This window comes from Sphingomonas sp. NPDC092440 (genome assembly GCF_044754985.1).
Classification (GTDB): Bacteria; Pseudomonadota; Alphaproteobacteria; order Sphingomonadales; family Sphingomonadaceae; genus Sphingomonas.
On sequence record NZ_JBIVQA010000001.1, the window covers coordinates 504,735 to 528,828 of the forward strand.

Here is a 24,094-nt window from a genome sequence, read left to right on the forward strand (position 1 = left end):
ATGAATATCCTCTTCATCGAGGACGATCCGATGAACCGTCGGGTCGTGAAGGACATGCTCGACGTCGCGGGGGCGACGATGGCGGAGGCGAGCTGGGCCGAAGAGGGCCTGGCGATGCTCGACGCGGAATCGTTCGACGTCGTGCTCGTCGACCTGCGCATGCCCGGCATGGACGGCTTCGAGACGATCCGCCGCATTCGCGCGCGGGGCGACGCGAAGGGGGAATTGCCGATCATCGTCGTCACCGCCGATACCGCGGTGGACCTGCGCGAGCGCTGCCTCGCGATCGGGGCCGACGATGTGCTGTTCAAGCCGGTGGCGATGGACGCGCTGTTCGATTCGATCGGCCGCGTGCTCGCGATCCGCGGCGGCGGGGGCGTGATCCTTTAGGTTGAGAACCCAAGCAAGTATCTGATTTTCTACCGTCATCCCGGCCTTGCGCCGGGATTGCGCTGCTTCCTGCACGGCCGAGATAGCGGGACCCCGGCGCAAGGCCGGGGTGACGAAGGAGGAATATGAGTTCCCAATCCAGGGTGAGAACCCAAACAAGCGCTTGAAACTACGCCCGTCATCCCCGCCTGCGCGGGGATGACGGCTATCGGGCACTCCTTGTCCCGAGGGGATAAACGCCTTTGTCGATCGAGTTGGCGCGCCGGTACCGCCGCCCGCCGGCGGAGGCTCAGGTCGGCAGCCGCACGCGTACCCGCCCGCCGATTCCGCCCAGGCGATTCTCCAGCGTCACGGTGCCGCCATGCGCCTCGGCGACCGAGCGGACGATGGCGAGCCCCAGCCCCGTGCCGCCGGTCTCGCGGCTGCGCGAGGTCTCGCCGCGCACGAAGGGTGCGAACAGCGCCTCGGCACGCGCCAGGTCGAAGCCGGGTCCGTCGTCCTCCACCAGCACGTCCACCGTGCCTTCGCCCAGGCTCCAGTGCAGCCGCGCGCGCTCGCCATAGCGCACCGCATTCTCGATGAGGTTGGCGAACAGCCGCCGCAGCGCCGCCGAATTGCCGCGCACCACCGCGCGCGGCCCCGCCTCGACGCTGACCGGCTTGCCCGCCGCGGCAAGGTCGTCGACCAGGCTCTCGATCAGGCTGCCCAGGTCGAGCCTTGCATGCGACGCGCCGTCCCGCCCGTCGCGCGTGAAGGCCAGCGCGGCCTTCAGCATCGCGCGCATCTCCTCGATGTCCGCCTCGGCGCGCAGCCTCGCCGCGTCGGGAAGCTGCTCGACCCAGAAGGCGATCCTCGACAGGGGCGTGCCCAGGTCATGGGCGATCGCGCCCAGCATCGCGCTGCGGTTCTCGGCCTCGAGCAGGATCCGCTCCTGCATCGAATCGAGCGCGAGGGCGAGTTCGTGCACTTCGCGCGGCCCCCTTTGCGGGATCGGCTGGCGCGCGCCCAGTCGCACCCGGGTCGCCGCGCCCGCCAGGTCGCGGATCGGCCGCGAGATGCGGCGCGCCACGGCCCAGGCAAGGAGGGAAAGCACCAGCAGCGTCCCGAGCATTCCCAGCAGCCGGGCGAGGTGCCAGCGGGTGAAGGTCGGGCGGTACACGCTGGATGCGACGATCCAGCCATTCCCGTTTTCCATCGCCACGGTGAAGCTGCCGCGCATGTCCTGCTCGGGATCGCGCGCCGGGAGCTGGTAGAGCCCGTGGATGCGTTCGGCCGGCACCTCCATCAGCCGGGCGATCGCCGCGTCGCGCGCGGGGGAGGGGCGCTCGTCCTGGCGGCCGAACTTGTCCTCGTTGGTCCGGGTCACCGTCATCCGGGCGCGGGCGGTGGGCGGCACGATGCCGGTGCGCAGCGCCTCGGCGACGCGGGCCAGCGGCAGCGGCCCCGGCCCGGGCGGCGGGCCGTTGAACATGATCGTGAACTGCGTCGTCGTCGCGATCAGGGCGGCGGCGATGACGAGCAGGACGATGGGAACCGTGATCGAACGCCGGGTCACGGGATCACTTGGCCGTGACTTCGGCGACGAACATATAGCCTTCGTTGCGGATGGTGCGGATCAGGTCCTCGGAGCCCGGGCGCGCGAGCTTCTTGCGCAGGCGGCTCATCTGCACGTCGATCGCGCGGTCGAAATGCTCGGCATTGGGGCCGCGCGAGAAGTCGAGCAGCATGTCGCGGGTGAGCACCCGGCGGGGCCGCTCGACCAGGGCGAGCAGCAGCCGGAACTCGCCGTCGGACAGGTTGATGATCACGTCGTCCGGATCCCAGAGCTGGCGCGCCACCGGGTCCAGCCGCCAGCCGGCGAAGCGCAGAAAGGCGCGGGTGGGCACCGCCGCCGGCGCGGCCCGGTCGCCATGGCTGCGGCGCAGCACCGAGCGGATCCGCGCCAGCAGTTCGCGCGGATTGGCCGGCTTGGGCACATAGTCGTCCGCGCCCATCTCCAGCCCGACGATCCGGTCGATATCCTCGCCGATCACGGAATGGAGGATCACCGCGGGGCCGGTCTCGCGGTCCATCGAGCGCAGGATGGCGAGCCCGTCCTCGCCCGGCATCATCACGTCGAGGACGATCAGCGCATAATCGTGCCGGGTCGCGAGCGCGCGCATCTCGGTCGCGCCCGAAGCCGTGTCGACCACATAGCCATGCTGCGACAGGAAAGCCGCGGTCAGCTCGCGGATACCGGGATCGTCGTCGACGATCAGCAGGCGGGTCTCGAGGTCCAAGGCTAATGCGTCTTGCAGCATCCACTGGTGATCGGGGGCGAGCCTAACGCTGGTATTGCAGGGCTGCAATGCGCCGAAACATATGGAGAGCGGGAAGGGGAGCGCCGCAAGGGTCGGGGCGCCTCTCGCGCCCGATCCCTACCCTGTCGTCCCGGTTCCTGCCCCGCCGTCCCGCGCAGGCGCGATCCCGGGTCGCCTGGGGGAGCGCTCCATCACCCCTGGACCCCGCCTGCGCGGGGATGGCGACACGACAAGGGCGGCAAGATCATGCTAATGATTAGCAATAACCATCAATCCTCGAGGATCCGCGAATGTTTCGCGGTGTCGCGCATGCCCAGATAGGTGGCCAGCGACACGCCGATCATCGCAGTGACGTACCAGTAGAAGCCGCGCTCCCAGCCCGCGTCCTTGAACCACAGGGCGACATATTCCGCCGTTCCGCCGAACAGCGCATTGGCGACGGCATAGGGCAGGGCGACGCCCAGGGTGCGGATATGCGCGGGGAAGAGCTCCGCCTTCACCACGGCGTTGATCGAGGTGTAGCCGGTCACGATCGCCAGCGCCCCCAGCATGATCAGAAAGGCGAGCATGGGGCTGCGCACGCTCTCCAGCGTGGTGAAGATCGGCCAGGTGAGCAGCACGCCGAGCACGCCGAAGCCGATCATCAGCGGCTTGCGCCCGATCCGGTCGGACAGCGCGCCGGCCAGCGGCTGGATCAGCATGAAGCCGAACAGGGCGGCGGCGTTGATCTGCGCGGCGGTGGCCCGGTCGAAGCCGGAGGTGTTGACCAGGAATTTCTGCAGGTAGATCGAATAGGCGTAGAAGGCGAGCGTGCCGCCCGCGGTGAGCAGCATCACCAGCCCGGCCTCGCGCGGATGGTGCCGGAACAGCGCGAAGATGCTCGACTGGCCGCCGCCACGCTTCTCGAAGCTTTCCGTTTCGGCCAGCCGGCGCCGCAGCCAGAAGACGATCACCGCCAGCACCCCGCCGATCAGGAAGGGGATGCGCCAGCCCCAGGCGTCGAGAGCGGCCTCGCTCAGCATGGATTGCAGCACCAGCAGCACCAGCAGCGCCACCAACTGGCCGGAGATCAGGGTGACGTACTGGAAGCTCGACCAGAAGCCGCGATGCCGCTTGCCGGCCATTTCGGAGAGATAGGTGGCGCTCGCGCCATATTCGCCGCCCACCGAGATGCCCTGCATCAGCCGGGCGAGCACCAGCAGCGCGGGCGCGGCGACGCCGATCGTCGCATAGCCGGGCGTGACCGCGATCAGCAGCGATCCGGCGCACATCAGCGTCACCGAAAGGGTAAGCCCGGCCTTGCGGCCATAGCGGTCGCCGTAAATGCCCATCAGCCAGCCGCCGACGGGCCGCATCAGGAAGCCGACCGCGAACACCGCCGCGGCATTGAGCAGCTGCGCGGTCTGGTCGCCCTTGGGGAAGAAGTGCGGCGCGAAATAGAGCGTGAAGGCCGAATAGGCATACCAGTCATACCATTCGACCAGATTGCCGGCCGATCCCCCCAGGATCGAGCGCAGGCGGTGTCGCGGCGGCGGCGTGGCGGTGTCGGCTGCTGTCATCGCGTCACTATGCCGTCAGGAATCGCGCTTGTCTTTGGCCGCGATATCGGCTGAGTGTCGCCGCGAATTTTGGAGAGGGATCTTTCGGAAAATGCGTGCCATCCTGCTCGTCGGCGCCCTCGCCCTTGCCGGTTGCCAGTCCGCCGCGGAGCGCGAAGCCGCCGCCACGGGCGAGTTCGAGGTGCGCAACGCCTCGATGAAGGAAGTCGCGGGCCTGTCCAAGGCCGCGCACTCCAAGATGCTGATGCAGCCGGGCACCTGGGATTCGGGCATGCAGGTGATTTCCGCCGAGTTCGCCGACGGGCCGGACAAGGCGGACCAGCTGGCGGCGGTGCGCAAGCAGGAGCGCCATGCCGTGAAGTGCCAGACGGCGAGCGACCTCAAGCCGCTCGACATCGAGAATCTCGAAAAGGTCGCCGGCACCTGCACTTTCCCGCGCTTCGTGCAGAAGGGCGGCAGGCTCGACGTCGAGATCCAGTGCACCCAGGCGAACGGCGCCAGGACCACGCTCCTCTATGCCGGCACCATGGGCAAGCAGGCCTATGACGTGACGGTCGACCAGAAGAGCGGCGAGAAGGGCCAGCCCGGCTATGCCGCGATCCGGCTGCGCGTCTATGGCAAGCGGCTCGGGCTCTGCCAGGGCCAGCCGGCCGCCTGAGCGGCTCGCCGCATCATTACGGGGCTGGAGCCTGTTCGCGCTTGAAAAATCGGAATTGCGCTGTTAGGTGGCCGCCACGACGCCGCAACCCCGCGTTCCGGCGAACCCTTTTCTATTGAATTGAAGACCGGAGCACTGACGGGTTTATGCAGATCATCGTTCGCGACAACAACGTCGACCAAGCGCTGCGCGCGCTCAAGAAGAAGCTGCAGCGTGAGGGCGTCTATCGCGAGATGAAGCTTCGCCGTCACTACGAGAAGCCCAGCGAGAAGCGCGCCCGCGAGCGTGCCGCCGCGGTTCGCCGCGCGCGGAAGCTCGAGCGCAAGCGCATGGAGCGCGACAGCGCCCGTTGATTTCGCGACAGGGCATTGCACGGGCCGCGTGCGATGCTGTCGTGACTTTTCTGACTTTCGGGTAGCTGGCTACCTGTGCCTGGAGCTCATAGCATGTCCGTGACCGCCGTTCCGCTCCAGCCCGTCAAGCGCAGCTACAAGGTCTGGCTCTGGGCCGGGCTGGTGCTGGCGATCGCCGTCGCGGTGGCGCTGGCCTGGACCGGCACGCGTGCGCCCGTTGCCGTCAAGGGCGACGACACGCAGTTCCTTGCCTGGAACAAGGGGCAGCTCGGCGTGCGGACCACCGAGTCGGGGCTCCAGTATCAGGTGCTCAAGGAAGGCACCGGTCCGAAGGCGCAGGAAGGCGACGGGGTTTCCGTCTGGACCGTCGGCACGCTGCGCGACGGCACCATCTTCCAGCCGGCGGGCGAGATCCGGCTGCCGGTGGGCGGCGCGATCCCCGGCTTCGACGAAGCGCTCAAGATGATGAGCAAGGATTCGAAGCTGCGCGTCTGGATCCCGGCCAATCTCGCTTATGAGAAGGCGGGTTCCCAGCATCCGCTCTACGGCAAGCTCCTGCAGTTCGATCTCGAGATCAAGCAGATCATCCCGGCGGCCGAGCTGCGCCAGATGATGCTCCAGCAGCAGATGATGCAGCAGCAGCAGCAGGGCGGTCCGCCGCCGGGCGGGCCCGAGGGGCGCTGAGCCTTTCCCCTACCGAACATCGAAACGCCGGCGGATCGCTCCGCCGGCGTTTTCGTTTCCGGCCCTGCCGGGTCAGCGCAGGCTCGGATTCGCCAGCAGCAGCTCGGCGCCCGCGCTGGCCACCAGCTCCAGCGACACGAACGAGGCGTCCTTCGGCGGCAGGAAGGCCAGCATCAGCGGCTGCCATTCCGGCCCGAATTCCGATTGCGGCCCCGCGAACAGCTCCGCCACCGGCGCGTTGGACGGGGCGCCCGAAAAGGTCTGGAAACGGGCGCGGATCCCGATCCGGGCCGCGCCGGCGCCGGTGCGGATCATGCCGCGCAACAGGTTGACGCTGCCGGGCTTGACCGGCGCCCGGCCGCTCGATGCCCGCGCCTCGCTGCCGGCGGACGGGGCCAGGCGCAGCGCGATGCCGCCTCCGGCGCCGGCACCGGGCACCTGCTCGCCGGGTTGCCCGCCGCACCGGGCACCGGCGCCGGTTCCGGCAAAGCTCCAGCCGCCGCCCGACTGGCCGGTGGCGCCGGGGAAGGGCGGGATCGAGGCGCCGGTCAGATCGACGGCGCCGGTCAGCAGGTTGGGGCCATCGTCGAGGCGGAGCAGCTGCGCGCGCCGGCCGAACCGGTCCAGCGAGGTGATGGTGCAGTTGCGGAAGCTGGCCTGCACGCCGCGGACGATCGGCAGATATCTGGCGCCGCCGAACGCGAAGGCGATGTCGGAAAGCTCGACATTGTCGAACAGGCATTCGAAGTCGGGTCGCGGCCTGAAGCCGCCGCCGGGACCGGCGACCGATGTCACTACCGCCGCGGCGCCGGCCGGCACGGCGCGCCCGGGCGGATAGCGGATCGGGCTGTGCGTAATGGTGAAGCTGCCCGTCGCGCCGGGGCCGACCTCGAGATAGGCGCGTTCGTTCGAGTTGATGCCGTTGTTGAGCGCGTTCTCGATCACGAGCACGCCGGTGCCGTCGACATAGCTCGGCACCGTGGTCTCGACGATCACCGAGGCGAGCACGACCCGGCCATCGGTCACCCGGGCGAGCGTGCCGGTGGCGCCCTGGACATGCTCCAGCGTGCCGCCGATCATCGCCAGCTCGGATCCCGCGTCTTCCACCGCCAGCGCGAAGGTCCGGCTGGTGTCGTACCCTTTCCACATGCTGCTTTCGCTGTGGATGCGTCCGCCCAGGATCGTGACCTTGCCGTTGGGCTGGCGCATGTAGAAGCCGCGCGGGCAGTTGGTCAGGCGCGGATTGGTGTAGACCAGCTCGGACAGCGGCGCGTCGATCGCCTCGCCGTCCTGCACCCTGGCCTGCTGGTTGGCGATCGCGCGCTGATCGGGCAGCGCGCCGACCGCCACGCCGATGTCGAATCCCTCGACCTGGAGGTCGGTGAGGTCGAGATAGCCGGGATAGACCTGTCGCAGGTCGTTGGCATAGTGATGGAGGCCGCAGACATAGTTGTGGCTGAACCCGCCGGCGAGGCGCAGGCCGTTGATCCAGCTGTGCCCGCCGCGCAGGTCGACCAGGCTGGCGGTGCGCTGCTGCGCGATGCCGACGAGCAGCGCGCCGTCGAAGCGGTGGATCGCGCCCATGGTGTCGAAGCGCAGCTGGGTGGCCCGGTACTTGCCATAGGGCCAGCTGGCGCGCAGCCGCCCGCTCTCGCGCATCGCGCGCAGCATCGCCTCGATCGGGGCGGTGGCGTCGGGCGTGTCGGGCGTGGCCCCGAACTCCTGCGGGGTGATGTCGCCATGCGCATCGGGCCGGAGGCCTTGCGATTGGGGTTGCGCGGCGGCCGCGGCACCCATCGGGAGCACGCTCCCGCCGAGCGCACCCAGCCCGCCGAGCGTGCCCAGCGCTTCGCGGCGATTGAACCCATTCGGCATTGCATACTCCCGCAGACCAGCCCGGCCGGAACCGGGCGCGAGCGTAGATAGGGCGCAAGGGGCGGTTTCGTCTCGGCAAATTTTCGGGCCGTTCCGTCCATCGGCGGGATGGACTTCATATGGTATCTTATCTAGCTGCAATCGGGCGGGCCGCCAGACGAGAGTTTCGGCGGATGCGATAGATGCTGGGGCGTGATGGGGATCCACGGAACCAATATTATGCTGATGTCGCGTGAAAGAGCCGTGCGAGTGAAGCACCGCTTCCTCGATTCGCTGACCTTCCAGGGTCTGGGCATCGCGGTAACCTCGCTGCTGCTTCCCATTGCCCTCGCCATCGTCTGGCAGTCGGTGGTCTGGAAGGGCGACTGGGACGGGGGCGAGAGCAGCATCTGGTACAGCGCCTTCTGCTCCTTCGGCGCCGCCGTCACCGCGCTGCTGCTCCATCGCCGCGTGACGGCGTTCCCGGGCACTCGCGGCTTCGCCTATATCATCCCGGCCTATGCGATGACGTTCGGCGTGGTTGTCGCCGTGCTGCTCGCGCTGCGCCTGAGCTATAGCGGCCTGATGCTGACGACGGGCTTCCTCGGCTCGATCGCCTTCTCGTTCATTGCCAACCATGTCGCCCAGTCGTCCGGCCGCAGGCATTTCTACCTGGTGCCGTTCGGCCATACCGGGATCGTGCACGACACGCCGGGCATCGACTGGGTCGTGCTGCGCGAGCCGGTGCTGCCGCTGGGGGATTCGGACGGCGCGATCGTCGCCGACCTGCGGCATGACCATGATCCCGAATGGGAGCGGATGCTGGCGCAGGCGGCGATCTCCGGCCGCCCGGTCTATCACACCAAGCAGTTGCGCGAGTCCCTCACCGGGCGCGTGCAGATCGAGCATCTGTCGGAGAACAGCTTCGGCTCGCTGCTGCCCAACATGGCCTTCCGCAAGATCAAGCGCCTGATCGACATCGCCTGCTCGCTGCTGGTGCTGCCGCTGCTGCTCGTGCCGCTCGTGCTCGTCGCCCTGGCGATCCGGCTCGACACGCCCGGCCCGATATTCTTCCGCCAGAAGCGCATGGGCTATCGCGGGCGCCATTTCGACGTGCTGAAGTTCCGGACGATGCGCCATCGGCCCGCGGGCGATGCCGGGGATGCGCGTGGCCAGGCGATGACCCGTGAGGATGACGACCGCATCACCCGGGTCGGCCGGTTCCTGCGGCGGACCCGCATCGACGAGCTGCCGCAGTTCCTCAATGTGCTGCGCGGCCATATGAGTGTCATCGGCCCCCGGCCGGAGGCGATCCCGCTCTCCGAATGGTATGAGAGCGAGCTGCCCTTCTACGCCTATCGCCACATCGTGCGCCCGGGCATCACCGGCTGGGCCCAGGTGAACCAGGGGCATGTCGCCGAGCTCGAGGACGCGCGGCTGAAGCTTCACTATGATTTCTATTACATCAAGCACTTCTCCGCCTGGCTCGATGCGCTGATCGCGCTTCGGACCATTGGTATCGTCTTCAGCGGCTTCGGATCGAAATAAGCGTTTCGCCGCGCGTCTAACGGAGAGTATTTTGCGGACCTTGTTGGTGACTGGCGGGGCGGGTTTCATCGGCTCGGCCGTTTGTCGGAACTTGCTGGGCGAGGCCGGCACGCGCGTGGTCAATCTCGACAAGCTGACCTATGCGGCCAGCGGCGCGACGATGCGGGCCTGGGAAGGGCGCAACAATTATCGCTTCGTGCAGGGCGATATCGGCGATGTGGCGCTGGTCGGCCAGATCCTGCGCGAAGAGAAGGTCGATGCGGTGATGCATCTCGCCGCGGAGAGCCATGTCGACCGCTCGATCGATGGCCCGGGCGCCTTTGTCGAGACCAATGTCGTCGGAACCTTCCGGCTGCTCAACGCGGCGCTCGGCTATTGGCGCGAGCTGCCCGAGGACAAGCGGGCGGCGTTCCGCTTTCACCATGTCTCCACCGACGAGGTGTTCGGCGATCTGCCCTTCGATTCCGGCGTGTTCACCGAGGAGACGCCCTATCAGCCCTCGTCGCCCTATTCGGCGACCAAGGCGGCGTCCGACCATCTGGTGCGCGCCTGGCACGAGACCTATGGCTTGCCGGTGGTGCTCTCGAACTGCTCGAACAATTACGGGCCCTATCATTTTCCCGAGAAGCTGATTCCCCTGACGATCCTCAATGCGCTCGAGGGCAAGCCGCTGCCGGTCTATGGGCGCGGCGAGAATGTCCGCGACTGGCTGTATGTCGACGATCATGCGCGGGCGCTCAATCTCGTCGTCTCGCGCGGCCGGGTGGGCGAGAGCTACAATGTGGGCGGGCGCGAGGAGCGGACGAACCTGGCGGTCGTCGAGGCGATCTGCGACCTGCTCGATGCGCGGGTGCCGCTGCCGGGCGTGCCGTCGCGGCGCGCCCTGATCCGCTTCGTCAGCGACCGTCCCGGCCATGACCGGCGCTATGCCATCGACCCGGGCAAGATCGAGACGCAGCTGGGCTGGAAGGCGCAGGAGAGCTTCGAGACCGGCCTGGCGAGGACCGTCGACTGGTTCCTGGCCAACCGGGACTGGTGGGAGCCGATCCGGAGCGGCACCTATTCGGGGGATCGCCTCGGGCATGCCGTGCAGCCGGCGGCCTGAAGCGGGTCCGTACCGGCAATGAAGATCCTGGCCTTCTGCTTCTATTTCCCGCCGGACCTGTCCGCGGGGGCTTTTCGCGCCACTTCGCTGATGGACGCGCTGTCGCAGCATGCCGAGGTCGAGGTGCTGACCAGCCAGCCCAATCGCTATGCGAGCCACGCGGTCGAGGCGCCGGCCGAGGAGCGTCGCCACGACAATCTCCTCATCCGCCGGTTCGCGGTGCCCGCGCACAGCGGGGGCATGGCCTCGCAGATCCGCACGTTCCTGCCCTTCGCGTTCGGCGCCCGCCGCCACGCCCGGAAGGCCGAGTTCGACGCGGTGTTCGCCACCACCAGCCGCCTCTTCACGGCGCTGCTGGCCGCGACCGTGGCCGCGCGGGCGGGCAAGCCCCTCTATCTCGACGTACGCGACATCTTCGTCGACACGATGAAGGACGTGCTCAACCCGCGCCTCTTCCGGCTGCTGTCGCCGGTGCTGCGGGCCTGCGAGCGGTATACGATCCGGCGCGCCTCGGTGATCAACCTCGTGTCGCCGGGCTTTCTTCCCTATTTCCGCGAGCGCTATCCGGACAAGAAGTTCGAGCTGTTCACCAATGGCATCGATCCGCTGTTCCTGGAGGCGAGCGAGGCAGTGAAGCCGATGCCGGCGGACGGCGCTTCGCATGCCGGCCGGCCGCGGATCCTGTACGCGGGCAATGTCGGCGAGGGGCAGGGGATCCATCACATCCTTCCGCTGGCGGCCGCCGAGCTTCGCGACGAGGCGGACTTCGTGATCTATGGCGATGGCGGGCGCATGCCGCAGCTGCGGGAAGCCTGTGCCCGGCTCGGCCTCACCAACGTGCACATCCATCCGCCGGTGCCGCGCGCGGAGCTGCTCGACGCCTATCACCGCGCCGACGCGCTGCTGGTCCATCTCAACGCCTATGACGCCTTCCTCAAGGTGCTGCCTTCGAAGCTCTTCGAATATGGCTCGATCGGGCGCCCGATCATCGCCGGGCTCGGCGGCGTGGCCGCGGATTTCGTCCGGACCGAGCTTCCGGACTCGGCGGTGTTCCCGCCGCAGGACGTGGCGGGCCTGGTCGCCGCGGTGCGCGGCCTGCCCGCCCGCCCGCCCGTGCCTGACAGGACCGGGTTCATCGCGCGCTATCGCCGTACCGAGATCAGCCGGGCAATGGCGGCCTCGATCGCGGCGACCGCGCGGGGAGACTAGCGGTGGCAGAGCCGCCATGGACCGCCAAGCTTGCGCTTGCGGATACGGAATCGGTCTTCTAACGCAGGCCGCAGGCGAACATGGAATTTCGCAGGGCCCAGGCCGGCACGCCGTTTGCGCGGCCTGTCGATCGCGGCCTCGCGTTGTAGGGGGCGAGCGTGGCGATTCACAGGGCGCGATGGATCCGGATCCCGTCGCCAGGGCCGTTCAACCGGATCGGGGAAATCGGCCGATGAGCCGGAAGGGCATCGTCCTCGCGGGCGGATCCGGCACCCGGCTGCACCCCCTCACGCTGGGCGTCTCGAAGCAGCTGCTCCCGGTCTATGACAAGCCGATGATCTATTATCCGCTGTCGGTGCTGATGCTGGGCGGCATGCGCGAGATACTGATCATCACCACGCCGGAGGACCAGGCCGCGTTCAAGCGCGTGCTGGGCGACGGCAGCCAGTTCGGCGCGCGCTTCTCCTATGCCGTCCAGCCCAGCCCGGACGGGCTCGCCCAGGCATTCCTGCTCGGCGAGGAGTTCATCGGCGCGGACCCGGTTAGCCTGGTGCTCGGCGACAACATCTTCTTCGGTCGCGGCTTCACTCCGATGCTCCAGCGGGCGGCGGAGCAAGCCGCCGGCGCGACGATCTTCGGCTACAAGGTCGCCGATCCCGAGCGCTTCGGCGTGGTCGAGTTCGACAAGGAGATGCGCGTGCGGTCGGTGGAGGAGAAACCCGCCCATCCGCGCTCGAACTATGCGATCACGGGGCTTTACTTCTACGACAACGACGTCGTCGAGATCGCCAAGGCCGTGAAGCCGTCGGCGCGCGGCGAGCTTGAGATCACTGCGGTGAACCAGGCCTATCTCGATCGCGGCGACCTGTCGGTCGAGCTGCTCGGGCGCGGGTTTGCCTGGCTCGACACCGGAACGCAGCGCAGCCTGATGGAGGCGGGGCAGTTCGTCCACACGATCGAGGAAAGGCAGGGATTCAAGGTGGCCTGCCTGGAAGAGATCGGCTGGCGCAACGGCTGGCTGTCCGACGCGGAGCTGGGCGCATGCGCGGCGCGGCTGGCCAAGACTCCCTATGGCCGCTATCTGGGCGACATCCTGCACGAAGAGCGGCTCTCGTGACCGAAGCCTCGCCCCTGAAGGCGATCTCCACCTTTCCCGATCCGCGCGGCACCCTGGGCGTGATCGAGGTGGCGCGCGACCTGCCGTTCGAAGTGGAGCGCATCTATTTCGTCACCGGCCTGCAGTCCGATCTGCCGCGCGGCTTCCACGCCCATCACCGCACGCGCCAGTTCGCGGTCTGCGTGGCCGGCAGCTGCCGGTTCGTGATGGCCTGGCCCGATGGCCGGAGCGAGGATTTCATCCTCGATACCGCCGCGCAGGGCATCCTGATCGATCGGATGGTCTGGCACGAGATGCATGATTTCAGCGAGGATTGCGTGCTGCTGGTGCTCGCCGACCTGCCCTATGACGAGGCGGACTATATTCGCCGGCGCGACGCATGGGAGGCGCTGGTCCGTGGCTGAGATCCACCGTCTGGCCGATGTCCAGTCCGACATGATCGGCGAGGGAACCCGGGTGTGGCAGTTCGTCACCATCCTGGCGGGCGCGCGGATCGGCAAGGGCTGCAACATCTGCGCGAACTGCTTCATCGAGCGCGACGTCGTCATCGGCGACAATGTGACGATCAAGTCCGGAGTATATCTCTGGGACGGCACCCGGCTCGCCGACGAAGTGTTCGTCGGCCCAAATGCGACCTTCACCAATGATCCCCTGCCGCGCTCGAAGCAATATCCCGAGGCGTTCCAGGGCATCACCGTGGAGCGCGGCGCCTCGATCGGCGCCAACGCGACCATCCTTCCGGGCGTGGTGATCGGGGAGGGCGCCATGATCGGCGCCGGCTCGGTCGTGACGCGCGACGTTCCCGCGCGCGCCGTGGTGATCGGCAATCCCGCACGAGTTATTCGCTATGTCGACTGAGATCACGGTTCCCTTCCTCGACCTCAAGGCGGTGACCGCCGCGATGCGGCCCGAACTGCTCGCGGCCTGCGAGCGGGTGATCGATTCCGGCTGGTTCATCCTTGGCAGCGAAGTGAAGGCGTTCGAGCAGCGCTTCGCCGACTATTGCGGCGTCAAGCACGTGATCGGCGTCGCCAACGGGCTCGATGCGCTGGACCTCGCGCTGCGCGCCTGGATCGAGCTCGGCCGGCTCCAGCCGGGCGACGAAGTGATTGTCCCGTCCAACACCTATATCGCGACGACGCTCTCGATCACCGGCAACGGCCTGGTCGCGGTGCCGGTCGAGCCCGATCCGGCGAGCTTCAACCTCGATCCCGAGCGGGTCCGCCAGGCGATCACGCCGCGCACCCGGGCGATCCTGCCGGTCCATCTCTATGGCCGGGTCGCCGACATGCCGGCGCTGAGCGCGATCGCGCAGGAGCACGGGCTGCTGCTGCTCGAGGATTGCGCCCAGTCGCACGGCGCGCGCATCGGCGGCCGGATCTGCGGCGCCTGGGGCGATGCCGCGGCGTTCAGCTTCTATCCGGGCAAGAATCTGGGAGCATTGGGCGATGCCGGCGCGATCGCGACGGACGATGACGACCTCGCCTCGATGCTGCAGGCGCTGCGCAACTATGGTTCGCACCGGAAATACGAGAACAAGTATCTCGGGGTGAACAGCCGGCTGGACGAGATCCAGGCCGCGGTCCTTTCCGCCAGGCTCGCTCGGCTCGACGCGGATACCGAGGCGCGGCGCAGGGTGGTCGATCGCTATCTGGCCGAGATGCGCAATCCGGCGGTGGCGCTGCCCGAGCCGGGCCCGCGCGAGGGGCATGTCTGGCACTTGTTCGTGGTCCGCAGCGCCGCGCGCGACCAGGTCCAGCGGCAGCTCGCCGAGCGCGGCGTGCAGACGCTGATCCATTACCCGATCCCGCCTCACCACCAGCAGGCCTATGCCGGTGCGTCCTTCGCGGGAAATTCCTATCCGATCGCCGAGGCGATGAGCCGCGAGGTCCTCAGCCTGCCGCTCTGGCCCGGCATGGCCGACGCGCAGGTCGATCGGGTGATCGCCGCCGTCAACGGGCTGACGGTCGGCTGAGATGGCAACCGGCTCCATGACGAAGGGCGGCGCGGGCACGCGGCCGAGTGCCGGCGTGCCGTTCCTCCGCAAATATCTCTATGTCCTCGCCGATCATCGCGGGCGGCTGGCGCGCACGCTGGTGCTGTTCATCGGCGTGTCGCTGTTCGACACGATCACCATCGGCCTGATCGGCCCCTTTGTCGGTGCGCTGCTCAATCCCGGCGCGTTGCAGCGGGTTCCGGCCCTGGTGCATTTCTTCGACCGGCTCGGCCTGTACACCGTGCAATCGCAGCTGCTGGCCATCGGCGGAACCCTGGCGGTGCTCACGGCGCTGAAGGGCGTGGCGGCCTATCTCGTGCAGTGGCGGCTGCTCGGCCTGAGTTTCCGCTTCCGCGCGGAGACCGTGAAAAAGCTGATGAACGCCTATCTGCGGATGCCGTACAGCTTCTATCTGAACCGCAACAGCTCGGCCTTCATCCAGACGATCACCGCGCACACCAAGACGATGTCGGACGACCTGCTGATCCCGTCGCTTCGCCTGGTGGCGGACGGGATCATGGTGTTCACGCTGACGCTGTTCCTGCTCTGGGTGAACTGGTTCGCCACGCTTGGCCTGGGCATCATGCTGGGCACGTCGCTTGGGCTCTACGTGCTTTATGTGCGGCCCATCGTGAACCGGGCGGGCGTCGTCGTCTCGGTGAACCACGAGCGCGTGATCCGGGGCGTCAACGAAGGCATTGGCGGCATCAAGGAGATCCGCGTCCTGCGGGCGGAGGGGCCCTTCTATCAGGAAGTCGCGGACGCATCGGACATCAACGCGGTGGCGCAGCAGCGTTTCAACGCGCTGCTGGTCCTGCCCAAATATCTGATGGAAACGGTGATCGTCCTCTTCGTGATCCTGTTCTCCACCTTCGTGATCCTGAGCGGCGCCAGCGGCGAGGCGCTGATGGCCACGCTGGCGATGTTCGCGGCGGCGGGCCTGCGCATCCTGCCCGGCATCTCGCAGGTGAGCTCCTCGCTCGCGAGCATGCACTATTGCGCCTATGCGCTGGACGAACTCTATGACGACCTGCGCGGCATCGAAGGCGTGGCGGACCGGGGCGTGACGGAGGCGGCGGGCGCGAAGCGGCCCGCGCCGTTCGAGCGGCTCGAGATCGAGAAGATCAGCTATCGCTATGCCGGCGCCGATCGTCCGGCGATCGACGGGATCAGCCTCGCCCTGGCGCGGGGCCAGTCGATCGGGCTGATCGGCAAGTCGGGCGCGGGCAAGACGACGCTGGTCGACATCCTGCTCGGCCTGCACAGCTTCGACAGCGGCACGATGCGGGTGAACGGCACGCCGATCCAGGACTATGGCTGGAACAACTGGGTCGATCAGATCGCCTATATCCCCCAGAACGTGTTCCTGGTCGACGGCTCGGTGGCGCGCAACGTCGCCTTCGGCGTGCCGCCCGAGCGGATCGATCGCGACCGGGTGATGGCAGCGCTGCGCTCGGCCCAGCTGGCCGAATTGGTGGACAAGCTGCCGCAGGGCCTCGACACTTCGCTGGGCGAACGCGGCGTCCGCCTGTCCGGCGGCGAGCGCCAGCGCATCGGCCTGGCGCGGGCGTTCTACATGGATCGGCAGATCCTGGTGCTCGACGAGGCGACTTCGGCGCTGGACGCGGAAACCGAGCGTCACGTTACTGAAGTAATCCGGAGTGTAAGGGGCGAAAAGACGCTGATCGTCATTGCGCACCGCATGACGACGGTGCGCGATTGCGACGTGATTTACCGTTTGAAAGACGGGAACATTGTGGCATCGGGCCGCTTCGAGGAGGTCGTCGATGAAGAATGAGCGTCTGAAGGCCAAGCTTGCGGCCGGGGAAACCGCGATCGGCTCCTGGCTCACGCTCCCCTCCGTCGCGATCGCCGAGATCCTTGCGCTTGCCGGGTTCGACTGGCTGGTGGTGGACCTCGAGCACAGCGTCACTTCGATCGATGTCGCGGGCGACATGATCCGCGTGATCGACCTGTGCGGCGTCTCGCCGCTGGTGCGGCTCACGTCGAACGATCCGGACCAGATCAAGCGCGTGATGGACGCCGGCGCGCACGGCATCGTCGTGCCGATGGTCACCAGCGCCGAGGAGGCGCGCAAGGCGGTCGCGGCGACGCGCTATGCGCCCGCCGGCATCCGCGGCGTCGGCCTGGCGCGCGCGCAGGGCTATGGCGCCACCTTCCGCGATTATCTGGACTGGCAGGCGCGCGGCGGCCCGATCGTGATCGCGCAGATCGAGCATATCGACGCGGTCGATGCGCTCGAGGAGATCCTCGCGGTCGATGGAATCGACGCGTTCATCATCGGCCCCTATGATCTTTCCGCCTCGATGGGGCTGCCCGGCCAGTTCGATCATCCCGACTTCGTGGCGGCCATGGCGCGCATCGCCGCCACCGCCACGCGGCTGGGCAAGACTTCGGGCCTGCACGTCGTCGAGCCCGGCGCGGAGGGGCTGCGCAAGGCGCATGCGGCCGGGCACCGCTTCATCGCCTATAGCGTCGACATCCGCATGCTCGATGTCGCCGCGCGCTTCGGAACCAGCTTGATCGAGGAATTGGACAAATGAACGTGATTGCCGTCCTGCCGGCACGGATGGGGGCAACGCGCTTCCCCGGCAAGCCGCTCGCGAAGCTGCACGGCATGCCGATGATCGGCCATTGCTATCTGCGCACCCGCATGGCGCCCGGCCTCACCGCCACCTATGTCGCCACCTGTGACGAGGTGATCGCCGACTATGTGCAGTCGATCGGCGGTGCGGTGGTGATGACCGCCGACACCCATAATCGCGCGACCGACCGCACGGCGGAGGCGCTGGAGAAGATCGAGGCCGAGACCGGCGAGACGATCGACGTGGTCATCATGATCCAGGGCGACGAGCCGCTGATTCAGCCGCATGACGTGGAAGCGATGATCCGCCATTTCGACGATCCCAAGGTCGAGATCGTCAACATCATGGCGCATATCCGCGACGACGAGACCTTCCGCGACGTCAACAACGTCAAGGTCGCGGTCGATCGCAACATGGATGCGCTCTATATGTCGCGCGAGGCGATTCCCTCGGCCTGGAAGGGCGGGGCGGGTGCGCCGCGCTATATGCAGATCGGCGCGATCGCCTTCCGCCGCGACGTGCTGCTGAAGTTCAATGCCACGCCGGAGAGCCCGCTGGAGCAGGCGGAATCGGTGGACATGAACCGGGTGCTCGAAGCCGGCGGCTCGATCCGCATGGTTCCCACCGATGCGATCATGCTCGGCGTGGACACCGAGGGCGAGCTGCACACCGCCGAGGACCTGCTGGCGAAGGACCCGCTGCTCGCCAGCTATCTGCAATGAGGGAAGAGGATATCCGCCCCGAGGCCCTGGCGCGCCGCTATTACGAGCTGAGCGCCCAGGATGCCGATCGCTGCTTCCCGGCGGGGCAGGAGCGCCTGGCGATTCCGTGCGTCGGCTGCGGCAGCGAAGATGCGGTGCCGGCGCTGGAGAAGAACGGCTTCGCCTATTCGCAGTGCAGGGACTGTGGCACGCTCTATCAGTCGCCGCGTCCCTCGATCGGCGCGTTCGAGGCCTTCTACCGCGATTCCGAATCCTCCAACTATTGGTCGGACGTGTTCTTTCCGGCGGTCGCCGAAGTGCGCCGCGAGAAGATCTTCCGCCCGCGCGTCGAGCGGCTGGCCGCGATCTGCGAGGTGCAGGGGCAGCCGGTGGAGAGCATCGTCGATGTCGGTGCCGGTTTCGGCATCTTCCTCGACGAATGGCGCAAGCGCCATCCGGCGGCGCGCTGCATCGCGGTCGAGCCGTCGGCGCATCTTGCCGCGGAGTGCCGGGCCAAGGGCTTCGAGGTGGTCGAGGAGATCGCCGAGAATGTCGTCGGCTATGACGGGGTCGCCGATCTCGTCGCCTGTTTCGAGGTGCTCGAGCATGTCTACCAGCCGCTCGACTTCCTTCGCACCCTGACCAGCCTCGCGCGGCCGGGTGGTTTCGTCTTCGTGAGCACGCTGGGAGTCGACGGCTTCGACATCCAGACGCTGTGGGAGAAGTCGAATGCGATCTTCCCGCCGCACCATATCAACTTCCTGTCGGTCGCGGGGTTCGAGCGATTGTTCGCGCGGGCGGGGCTGGCCGATGTGGCGGTGACCACGCCGGGGCAGCTCGACGTCGATATCGTGCGCAATGCGGCGGCCAAGGATCCGACCATCCTCGACGGGCAGCGCTTCCTGTCGGAGCTGCTCGCGGACGATGGGCGCGCGGCGGCGTTCCAGCGCTTCCTGGCGGACAACCGCCTGAGCTCGCACTGCTGGGTCATCGGGCGCCGGCCTGAAAATTGGGGGAATTGAGTTGGCCGAACTGAAAGTTGGCATCGCCGGCTATGGCGTGGTCGGAAAGCGCCGCCATGCTTGCATCGACCGGCATCCGGACATGCGCGTCGTCGCGGTCTGCGACCGGGTGCTGCCGCCGGAAGGCGGCGTCAAGGACGGCGTGAAGCTGCTCCACGACTATCGCACCCTGCTCGAGGAGGATCTGGACGTCCTCATCGTCTGCCTCACCAACGACATTGCTCCGGAAGTGACCATCGCCGGGCTGGAGCGCGGGCTGCACGTCTTCTGCGAGAAGCCGCCGGGCCGCGACCTGGACGATATCAGCCGCGTGATCGCCGCCGAGCGCGCCAACCCGGCGCTCAAGCTGATGTACGGCTTCAACCACCGCTATCACGAGAGCGTGCAGGATGCGTTGAAGCTGATCCAGTCGGGCGCGCTGGGCCGGATCATCAACATGCGCGGCGTGTACGGCAAGTCGCAGCTGATCACCTTCAACCAGCCCGACTGGCGCACGAAGCGTGAAGTCGCGGGCGGTGGGGTGCTGCTCGATCAGGGCGTGCACATGGTCGACCTGATGCGGCTGTTCGCCGGCGAGTTCACGCAGGTGCAGAGCTACATCTCCAACGCCACCTGGGGCTATGACGTCGAGGACAATGCCTATGCGCTGATGCGCACCGATGGCGGCGTGGTCGGCATGCTCAATTCGTCGGCGACGCAGTGGCGCCACCGTTTCCATCTCGACGTGAACCTGGAGAAGGGCAGCGTCGTCCTTGGCGGAATCCTTTCCGGCTCCAAGAGTTACGGTGCCGAAACCCTCACGGTAGTGACGGCAAATCCCGAATCTGATAACGGGGACCCGAAGGAGCAGCAGACCCGCTACAACCGGGATCCGTCCTGGGACGAGGAAATCGCGGCTTTCGCGCGAAGCATCCTGGAAGACGGGCCGATCGAGAGCGGCTCTTCCGAGGACGCTTTCCGCACGATGCAGCTGGTTTACAGAATCTATTATGCTGACCCCGCGTGGCGCGCCCGCTATGGGATCACCAATCCTGAGGAGTATTCGTTATGAATAACGTCGATCGCATCTTCACCAAGGATCCGGTGGCTTTCGCTGGTGCGTATCTCGAGTATCTCACTACCGTGCTCGCCAATATCGACCGGGCGGAGATCGGTGCGTTCATCGAGACGCTGCTCGACGCGCGCGAGCGCGGTGCGACCGTGTTCTTCATCGGCAATGGCGGCAGCGCGGCGACCTCCTCGCATTTCGCCAACGACATCGCGATCGGCTCGAATTCCTATGACAAGCCGTTCCGCGCGCTCGCGCTGACCGACAACAATGCGATCATCACTGCGATCGGCAATGATTTCGGCTATGAGGATATCTTCTCGCGCCAGCTCCAGGTGCTCGGCAAGCCGGGCGACGTCGTCGTCGCGATCTCCGCTTCGGGCAATTCGCCGAACCTGCTCAAGGCCTTCGAGCATGCGAAGTCGGCCGGCATGCGCACCGTCGCCATCACCGCTTTCGACGGCGGCAAGATGAAGGGCGCGGCCGATCAGGGCGTGCACGTGCCCACCGGCATGAAGGAATATGGCCCGGCCGAGGACGCGCACATGATCCTCGACCATCTTGTCGGCGCGTATCTGATGCGCATCGTCGTGGCGGCCGCTGCCGAGCAGCAGGCCGTCGCCGCCTGATCGGAAGAGGGGGCGGCCATCCCGTTGGAGGGTAAGACCGTATTGGTGACGGGCGCATCGCGCGGCATCGGCCGCGCGATCGCGCTCGCCTTTCGGGCCGAGGGCGCGCGTGTCGTGGGCACGCGTACCTCGGGCGATGGCGCGGGCGACGATGCCTGTCACGAATATCTCGTCGCCGACTTCGCCGACATGGAGCAGACGCGCGCCTGCGCCGGGGCCGTCCGCGGGCTCGCGCCGGACGTGCTCGTCAACAATGCCGGCATCAACAAGATCGCGCCGTTCGCCGAGATCGATCCCGCCGATTTCCTGCGCATCCAGCAGGTCAACGTGGTGGCGCCGTTCCTGCTCTGCCAGGCGGCGATTCCGGGCATGAAGGCGCGGGGCTGGGGGCGGATCGTCAGCCTGTCGTCGATCTGGGGAAAGATCGGCAAGGAATATCGGGCATCCTATTCCACCAGCAAGTTCGCGATCGACGGACTGACCCTGGCACTGGCGGTCGAGCATGCCGCGGACGGCATCCTCGCCAATTGCGTCGCGCCGGGCTTCACCGATACCGAGCTGACGCGCCGCGTGCTGGGCGAGGACGGCATCGCCGCGCTCACCGCGATGGTGCCGGCGCGGCGCATGGGATCTGTCGAGGACGTCGCGGGGCTGGTCCTGTGGCTGGGCGGCCCTTCCAACAAGTATGTCACCGGGCAGAATATTGCCATCGACGGAGGTTTCGCGCGTGCCTGAGAGTTTGACGATCCAGTCCTACAAGGGCCCGTACGAAGTCCATTTCGACGCGGCGCTGCGCAGCCATGCCGGGCAGTTGCTGGCGGGCGAGACGCATGCGCTGGTCGATGCCAGGGTGGCGCGGCTCTATCCCGAGGCGCTGGCCCCGATCCTGTCGCTGTCGACCACGATCCTGATCGACGCGACCGAGGAGAACAAGTCGATCGAGCGGATCATTCCGGTGATCGAGCGGCTGGTCGAGAACAAGATCCGCCGCGACCATGTGCTGCTGGCGATCGGCGGCGGCATCATCCAGGACATCACCTGCTTCATCGCCAGCACGCTGATGCGCGGCGTCACCTGGCATTTCGTGCCGACCACGCTGCTGGCGCAGGCGGATTCGTGCATCGGCTCGAAGAGCTCGGTCAATCTCGGCGCGACCAAGAACATCCTGGGCACCTTCAACCCGCCGGCGAAGATCGTGATCGATGCGGGCCTGCTCGACACGCTCGATCCGGTCGATGTGCGATCGGGCATCGGCGAGATCATCAAGGTCCATGCGATCGACGGCGCCGAGAGCTTCGATCGGCTGGCGGCGGAGTTCGATCAGCTGACCACCGATCGCGCGGTGCTGGCGCGCTTCATCCGCAGCGCCCTGCTCATCAAGCAGCGCTATATCGAGATCGACGAGTGGGATCGCGGCGTCCGCAACATCTTCAACTATGGCCACAGCTTCGGCCATGCGATCGAGGCGGCGACCGGGTTCGGCGTGCCGCACGGGATCGCGGTGACGATGGGCATGGCGATGGCGAACCACATCGCGGTCCAGCGCGGGCTGACCTCCGAGGAGAATCGCCGGCGCATGCTCCCGGTGCTCCGGAAGAACTTCGCCGAGTTCGGCAGCTTCCCGATCGCCAATGACGATCTGCTCGGCGCGCTGATGAAGGACAAGAAGAATACTTCGACGCGGCTGGTGGTGATCCTGCCGACCGGCGAGGAGGCCAGGATCGAGCGCGTCCAGGTGCCGCCCGACGAGACGTTCCGCGCCCAGTGCGCAACCGCGCTGGAGGCTCTGGCGGCGTGAACACCCAGGACAAAGTCGCGGTCTGCTCGCGTTCCTTCTCGCGCGATCCGGCGCTCCGCGAGGCGCTGCTGGCGCGCTATGCCAATGTGACCTTCAACGATGCCGGGCAGAGCCTGTCCGGCGACGGCCTGGTCGCCTTCCTCGAAGGGCACAACAAGGCGATCACCGCGCTCGAGAAGATCGACGAGTCGATCCTCGCCCGGCTTCCCGATCTTGAAGTGATCGGCAAATATGGCGTCGGCCTCGACATGATCGATCTCGACGCGATGGCGCGGCTGGGCAAGCGGATCGGCTGGACCGGCGGCGTCAACAAGCGCTCGGTCGCGGAACTGGTCGTCTCCTTCGCGATCGCGATGCTCCGCCATGTGCCGGCTGCGCACCGCGAGGTGCTTTCCGGCACCTGGCGTCAGCATGTCGGCGGGCAATTGTCGGGGCGCACGGTCGGCATCGTCGGCTGCGGCCATGTCGGCAAGGAAGTGGTGCGGCTGCTCAAGCCGTTCGGCTGCCCGGTGATTGCCCATGACATCGTCGACTATGCGGAATTCTACGCTGCCGAGGGTGTGCGCGCGGTCTCGCTGGACGAGCTGATCGCGCGAAGCGACGTGATCACGCTCCATGTGCCGCACGATGCGAGCACGCATGGCATGATCGGGCGCGCCCAGCTCGCGGCGATGAAGCCGGGCAGCGTGCTCGTGAACTGCGCCCGCGGCGGTATCGTCGACGAGGTGGCATTGAAGGACGCGCTGCGCGACGGACCGCTCGCTTCCGCGGCGTTCGACGTCTTCGCCAGCGAGCCGCCGACGGACACCGAGTTGCTGCATCTCCCCAATTTCCTGGCGACTCCGCATATCGGCGGCAGCGCGCGCGAGGCGATCTTCGCGATGGGCATGGCGGCGATCGAGGGGCTGGACGATCATGCCCTGCCCGAGCCGGGCTGGCTTTCCTGAGCGTACCCGCCGGGTCCAGGGAAGGGAAGACGGGCGGAATGCCCGGAATGGAGAGCAGGGTTGGGACTGGGACGCGCCATAATTCGATGGACTAGCCCCTTCGTGCAGCGGCTCGCCCGGGCCTATGACCTGCGCGTGGAGCCGGCGCTGCGCGTCCATGGCCAGCATCCGCTGATCCTGGCCGATCCGATCGAGGTGGCGCGGCACGCCATCCCGCGCAGCGTCTATTTCAACACGCGCAGCGGCAGCATCACCATCGGCCACGACACCGTGTTCGGCGAGGATGTGAAGGTGCTGACCGGCAAGCACATGCACATCTCCGAAGCGCGCGCCGCCGGCGTGGAGCAGCATCATGTGCCCGAGAGCGGCCGCGACATCGTCATCGGCAGCGGCTGCTATGTCGGCTCGGGCGCGATCCTGATCGGCCCGGTGACGATCGGGGACCATGCGATGATCGGGGCGGGGGCGGTTGTCACCGCCGACGTGCCCCCCTACGGCTTCGCGGTGGGCGTGCCGGCCCGGGTGGTGCGCATGCTCGACGTGCCGGCCGCGAACTGACCGGCATCTGGG

Annotated in this window: 24 protein-coding genes and 2 pseudogenes; 22 read left to right on the forward strand and 4 right to left on the reverse strand. The window is 67.3% G+C overall.

Going from position 1 to position 24,094, the window contains the following annotated elements; translation table 11 throughout:
* Complete coding sequence (locus ACIQCS_RS02415; RefSeq protein WP_345850815.1) at window positions 1-390, forward strand: response regulator; 390 nt, start codon at window positions 1-3, stop codon at window positions 388-390.
* A 289-nt stretch (window positions 391-679) separates the two neighbouring features.
* On the opposite strand, the gene ACIQCS_RS02420 is transcribed toward ACIQCS_RS02415, so the two are convergent.
* From ACIQCS_RS02420 to ACIQCS_RS02430, 3 genes are all read right to left on the reverse strand, one after another.
* Entirely contained in the window at window positions 680-1,945 is a 1,266-nt protein-coding gene (locus ACIQCS_RS02420; protein ID WP_345850816.1) for an ATP-binding protein, read from the reverse strand.
* 4 nt (window positions 1,946-1,949) lie between these two features.
* Window positions 1,950-2,690 carry a response regulator gene (locus tag ACIQCS_RS02425; RefSeq protein WP_280278166.1) on the reverse strand — a complete coding sequence of 247 codons (741 nt, stop codon included), beginning with the start codon at window positions 2,688-2,690 and terminating at the stop codon, window positions 1,950-1,952.
* Between the two features lie 269 nt (window positions 2,691-2,959).
* Window positions 2,960-4,249 carry an MFS transporter gene (locus tag ACIQCS_RS02430; RefSeq protein ID WP_345850818.1) on the reverse strand — a complete coding sequence of 430 codons (1,290 nt, stop codon included), beginning with the start codon at window positions 4,247-4,249 and terminating at the stop codon, window positions 2,960-2,962.
* Window positions 4,250-4,340: 91 nt separating this feature from the next.
* Between ACIQCS_RS02430 and ACIQCS_RS02435 the strand changes: the two genes are divergently transcribed.
* From ACIQCS_RS02435 to ACIQCS_RS02445, 3 genes are all read left to right on the forward strand, one after another.
* Window positions 4,341-4,907, forward strand: a complete 567-nt coding sequence (locus tag ACIQCS_RS02435; protein WP_345850820.1) for a DUF3617 family protein — start codon at window positions 4,341-4,343, stop codon at window positions 4,905-4,907.
* A gap of 146 nt (window positions 4,908-5,053) precedes the next feature.
* Complete coding sequence (gene rpsU, locus ACIQCS_RS02440) at window positions 5,054-5,260, forward strand: 30S ribosomal protein S21 (RefSeq protein ID WP_010545388.1); 207 nt, start codon at window positions 5,054-5,056, stop codon at window positions 5,258-5,260.
* Window positions 5,261-5,353: 93 nt separating this feature from the next.
* Window positions 5,354-5,944 carry an FKBP-type peptidyl-prolyl cis-trans isomerase gene (locus tag ACIQCS_RS02445; RefSeq protein WP_345850837.1) on the forward strand — a complete coding sequence of 197 codons (591 nt, stop codon included), beginning with the start codon at window positions 5,354-5,356 and terminating at the stop codon, window positions 5,942-5,944.
* Between the two features lie 72 nt (window positions 5,945-6,016).
* On the opposite strand, the gene ACIQCS_RS02450 is transcribed toward ACIQCS_RS02445, so the two are convergent.
* Window positions 6,017-7,819: a hypothetical protein gene (locus ACIQCS_RS02450; protein ID WP_345850839.1), complete on the reverse strand. Its 1,803-nt coding sequence runs from the start codon at window positions 7,817-7,819 to the stop codon at window positions 6,017-6,019.
* A gap of 249 nt (window positions 7,820-8,068) precedes the next feature.
* Between ACIQCS_RS02450 and ACIQCS_RS02455 the strand changes: the two genes are divergently transcribed.
* The 18 genes and pseudogenes from ACIQCS_RS02455 to ACIQCS_RS02540 all read left to right on the forward strand — a co-directional run bounded on the left by ACIQCS_RS02455 (window position 8,069) and on the right by ACIQCS_RS02540 (window position 24,082).
* Window positions 8,069-9,346: a sugar transferase gene (locus tag ACIQCS_RS02455; protein WP_401529965.1), complete on the forward strand. Its 1,278-nt coding sequence runs from the start codon at window positions 8,069-8,071 to the stop codon at window positions 9,344-9,346.
* A gap of 28 nt (window positions 9,347-9,374) precedes the next feature.
* Window positions 9,375-10,451, forward strand: a complete 1,077-nt coding sequence (gene rfbB, locus ACIQCS_RS02460; RefSeq protein WP_345852074.1) for a dTDP-glucose 4,6-dehydratase — start codon at window positions 9,375-9,377, stop codon at window positions 10,449-10,451.
* An 18-nt stretch (window positions 10,452-10,469) separates the two neighbouring features.
* Entirely contained in the window at window positions 10,470-11,660 is a 1,191-nt protein-coding gene (locus ACIQCS_RS02465) for a glycosyltransferase family 4 protein (protein ID WP_345850843.1), read from the forward strand.
* A gap of 232 nt (window positions 11,661-11,892) precedes the next feature.
* The gene (rfbA, locus tag ACIQCS_RS02470) at window positions 11,893-12,777 is read left to right on the forward strand and encodes a glucose-1-phosphate thymidylyltransferase RfbA (protein WP_294049679.1); all 885 of its coding nucleotides are present in this window, start codon (window positions 11,893-11,895) and stop codon (window positions 12,775-12,777) included.
* Complete coding sequence (locus tag ACIQCS_RS02475) at window positions 12,774-13,181, forward strand: FdtA/QdtA family cupin domain-containing protein (protein WP_345850846.1); 408 nt, start codon at window positions 12,774-12,776, stop codon at window positions 13,179-13,181. The genes rfbA and ACIQCS_RS02475 overlap by 4 nt, the downstream gene beginning before the upstream one ends.
* A 31-nt stretch (window positions 13,182-13,212) precedes the next feature.
* Window positions 13,213-13,407 (forward strand): annotated as a pseudogene (locus ACIQCS_RS02480) (N-acetyltransferase); the annotation flags it as partial.
* 66 nt (window positions 13,408-13,473) lie between these two features.
* Window positions 13,474-13,623 (forward strand): annotated as a pseudogene (locus ACIQCS_RS02485) (DapH/DapD/GlmU-related protein); the annotation flags it as partial.
* Window position 13,624: 1 nt separating this feature from the next.
* Window positions 13,625-14,752: a DegT/DnrJ/EryC1/StrS family aminotransferase gene (locus ACIQCS_RS02490; RefSeq protein ID WP_345850849.1), complete on the forward strand. Its 1,128-nt coding sequence runs from the start codon at window positions 13,625-13,627 to the stop codon at window positions 14,750-14,752.
* Between the two features lie 16 nt (window positions 14,753-14,768).
* Window positions 14,769-16,571, forward strand: coding sequence for an ABC transporter ATP-binding protein (locus ACIQCS_RS02495; RefSeq protein ID WP_401529968.1), 1,803 nt, complete (start codon window positions 14,769-14,771; stop codon window positions 16,569-16,571).
* Window positions 16,561-17,337, forward strand: a complete 777-nt coding sequence (locus ACIQCS_RS02500) for an aldolase/citrate lyase family protein (protein WP_345850852.1) — start codon at window positions 16,561-16,563, stop codon at window positions 17,335-17,337. The genes ACIQCS_RS02495 and ACIQCS_RS02500 overlap by 11 nt, the downstream gene beginning before the upstream one ends.
* Window positions 17,334-18,101 carry a 3-deoxy-manno-octulosonate cytidylyltransferase gene (locus ACIQCS_RS02505; protein WP_345850853.1) on the forward strand — a complete coding sequence of 256 codons (768 nt, stop codon included), beginning with the start codon at window positions 17,334-17,336 and terminating at the stop codon, window positions 18,099-18,101. The genes ACIQCS_RS02500 and ACIQCS_RS02505 overlap by 4 nt, the downstream gene beginning before the upstream one ends.
* Window positions 18,098-19,102 (forward strand): class I SAM-dependent methyltransferase, encoded by a 1,005-nt coding sequence (locus ACIQCS_RS02510; protein WP_345850854.1) that lies wholly within the window; start codon window positions 18,098-18,100, stop codon window positions 19,100-19,102. Before ACIQCS_RS02505 ends, ACIQCS_RS02510 begins: the two co-directional genes overlap by 4 nt.
* A gap of 1 nt (window position 19,103) precedes the next feature.
* Window positions 19,104-20,153, forward strand: coding sequence for a Gfo/Idh/MocA family oxidoreductase (locus ACIQCS_RS02515; RefSeq protein WP_345850855.1), 1,050 nt, complete (start codon window positions 19,104-19,106; stop codon window positions 20,151-20,153).
* On the forward strand, window positions 20,150-20,779 hold the full coding sequence (locus ACIQCS_RS02520; protein WP_294049670.1) for an SIS domain-containing protein: 630 nt from the start codon (window positions 20,150-20,152) through the stop codon (window positions 20,777-20,779). The genes ACIQCS_RS02515 and ACIQCS_RS02520 overlap by 4 nt, the downstream gene beginning before the upstream one ends.
* A gap of 45 nt (window positions 20,780-20,824) precedes the next feature.
* Window positions 20,825-21,514: an SDR family NAD(P)-dependent oxidoreductase gene (locus ACIQCS_RS02525; protein WP_345850858.1), complete on the forward strand. Its 690-nt coding sequence runs from the start codon at window positions 20,825-20,827 to the stop codon at window positions 21,512-21,514.
* Complete coding sequence (locus ACIQCS_RS02530) at window positions 21,507-22,577, forward strand: AroB-related putative sugar phosphate phospholyase (cyclizing) (protein ID WP_345850859.1); 1,071 nt, start codon at window positions 21,507-21,509, stop codon at window positions 22,575-22,577. Before ACIQCS_RS02525 ends, ACIQCS_RS02530 begins: the two co-directional genes overlap by 8 nt.
* Window positions 22,574-23,524: a phosphoglycerate dehydrogenase gene (locus ACIQCS_RS02535; RefSeq protein WP_345850860.1), complete on the forward strand. Its 951-nt coding sequence runs from the start codon at window positions 22,574-22,576 to the stop codon at window positions 23,522-23,524. The genes ACIQCS_RS02530 and ACIQCS_RS02535 overlap by 4 nt, the downstream gene beginning before the upstream one ends.
* Window positions 23,525-23,626: 102 nt before the next feature.
* Window positions 23,627-24,082 carry a DapH/DapD/GlmU-related protein gene (locus tag ACIQCS_RS02540; protein WP_294049666.1) on the forward strand — a complete coding sequence of 152 codons (456 nt, stop codon included), beginning with the start codon at window positions 23,627-23,629 and terminating at the stop codon, window positions 24,080-24,082.
* Window positions 24,083-24,094: the final 12 nt, after the last annotated feature.

What these genes read in the sequence shown, in the direction of transcription:
- ACIQCS_RS02415 (WP_345850815.1), top strand. Translation starts at nt 1, where the DNA reads ATGAATATCCTCTTCATCGAGGACGATCCGATGAACCGTCGGGTCGTG.
- ACIQCS_RS02425 (WP_280278166.1), bottom strand. Translation starts at nt 2,690, where the DNA reads ATGCTGCAAGACGCATTAGCCTTGGACCTCGAGACCCGCCTGCTGATC.
- ACIQCS_RS02430 (WP_345850818.1), bottom strand. Translation starts at nt 4,249, where the DNA reads ATGACAGCAGCCGACACCGCCACGCCGCCGCCGCGACACCGCCTGCGC.
- ACIQCS_RS02435 (WP_345850820.1), top strand. Translation starts at nt 4,341, where the DNA reads ATGCGTGCCATCCTGCTCGTCGGCGCCCTCGCCCTTGCCGGTTGCCAG.
- rpsU (WP_010545388.1), top strand. Translation starts at nt 5,054, where the DNA reads ATGCAGATCATCGTTCGCGACAACAACGTCGACCAAGCGCTGCGCGCG.
- ACIQCS_RS02445 (WP_345850837.1), top strand. Translation starts at nt 5,354, where the DNA reads ATGTCCGTGACCGCCGTTCCGCTCCAGCCCGTCAAGCGCAGCTACAAG.
- ACIQCS_RS02450 (WP_345850839.1), bottom strand. Translation starts at nt 7,819, where the DNA reads ATGCCGAATGGGTTCAATCGCCGCGAAGCGCTGGGCACGCTCGGCGGG.
- ACIQCS_RS02465 (WP_345850843.1), top strand. Translation starts at nt 10,470, where the DNA reads ATGAAGATCCTGGCCTTCTGCTTCTATTTCCCGCCGGACCTGTCCGCG.
- rfbA (WP_294049679.1), top strand. Translation starts at nt 11,893, where the DNA reads ATGAGCCGGAAGGGCATCGTCCTCGCGGGCGGATCCGGCACCCGGCTG.
- ACIQCS_RS02490 (WP_345850849.1), top strand. Translation starts at nt 13,625, where the DNA reads ATGTCGACTGAGATCACGGTTCCCTTCCTCGACCTCAAGGCGGTGACC.
- ACIQCS_RS02495 (WP_401529968.1), top strand. Translation starts at nt 14,769, where the DNA reads ATGACGAAGGGCGGCGCGGGCACGCGGCCGAGTGCCGGCGTGCCGTTC.
- ACIQCS_RS02500 (WP_345850852.1), top strand. Translation starts at nt 16,561, where the DNA reads ATGAAGAATGAGCGTCTGAAGGCCAAGCTTGCGGCCGGGGAAACCGCG.
- ACIQCS_RS02505 (WP_345850853.1), top strand. Translation starts at nt 17,334, where the DNA reads ATGAACGTGATTGCCGTCCTGCCGGCACGGATGGGGGCAACGCGCTTC.
- ACIQCS_RS02510 (WP_345850854.1), top strand. Translation starts at nt 18,098, where the DNA reads ATGAGGGAAGAGGATATCCGCCCCGAGGCCCTGGCGCGCCGCTATTAC.
- ACIQCS_RS02520 (WP_294049670.1), top strand. Translation starts at nt 20,150, where the DNA reads ATGAATAACGTCGATCGCATCTTCACCAAGGATCCGGTGGCTTTCGCT.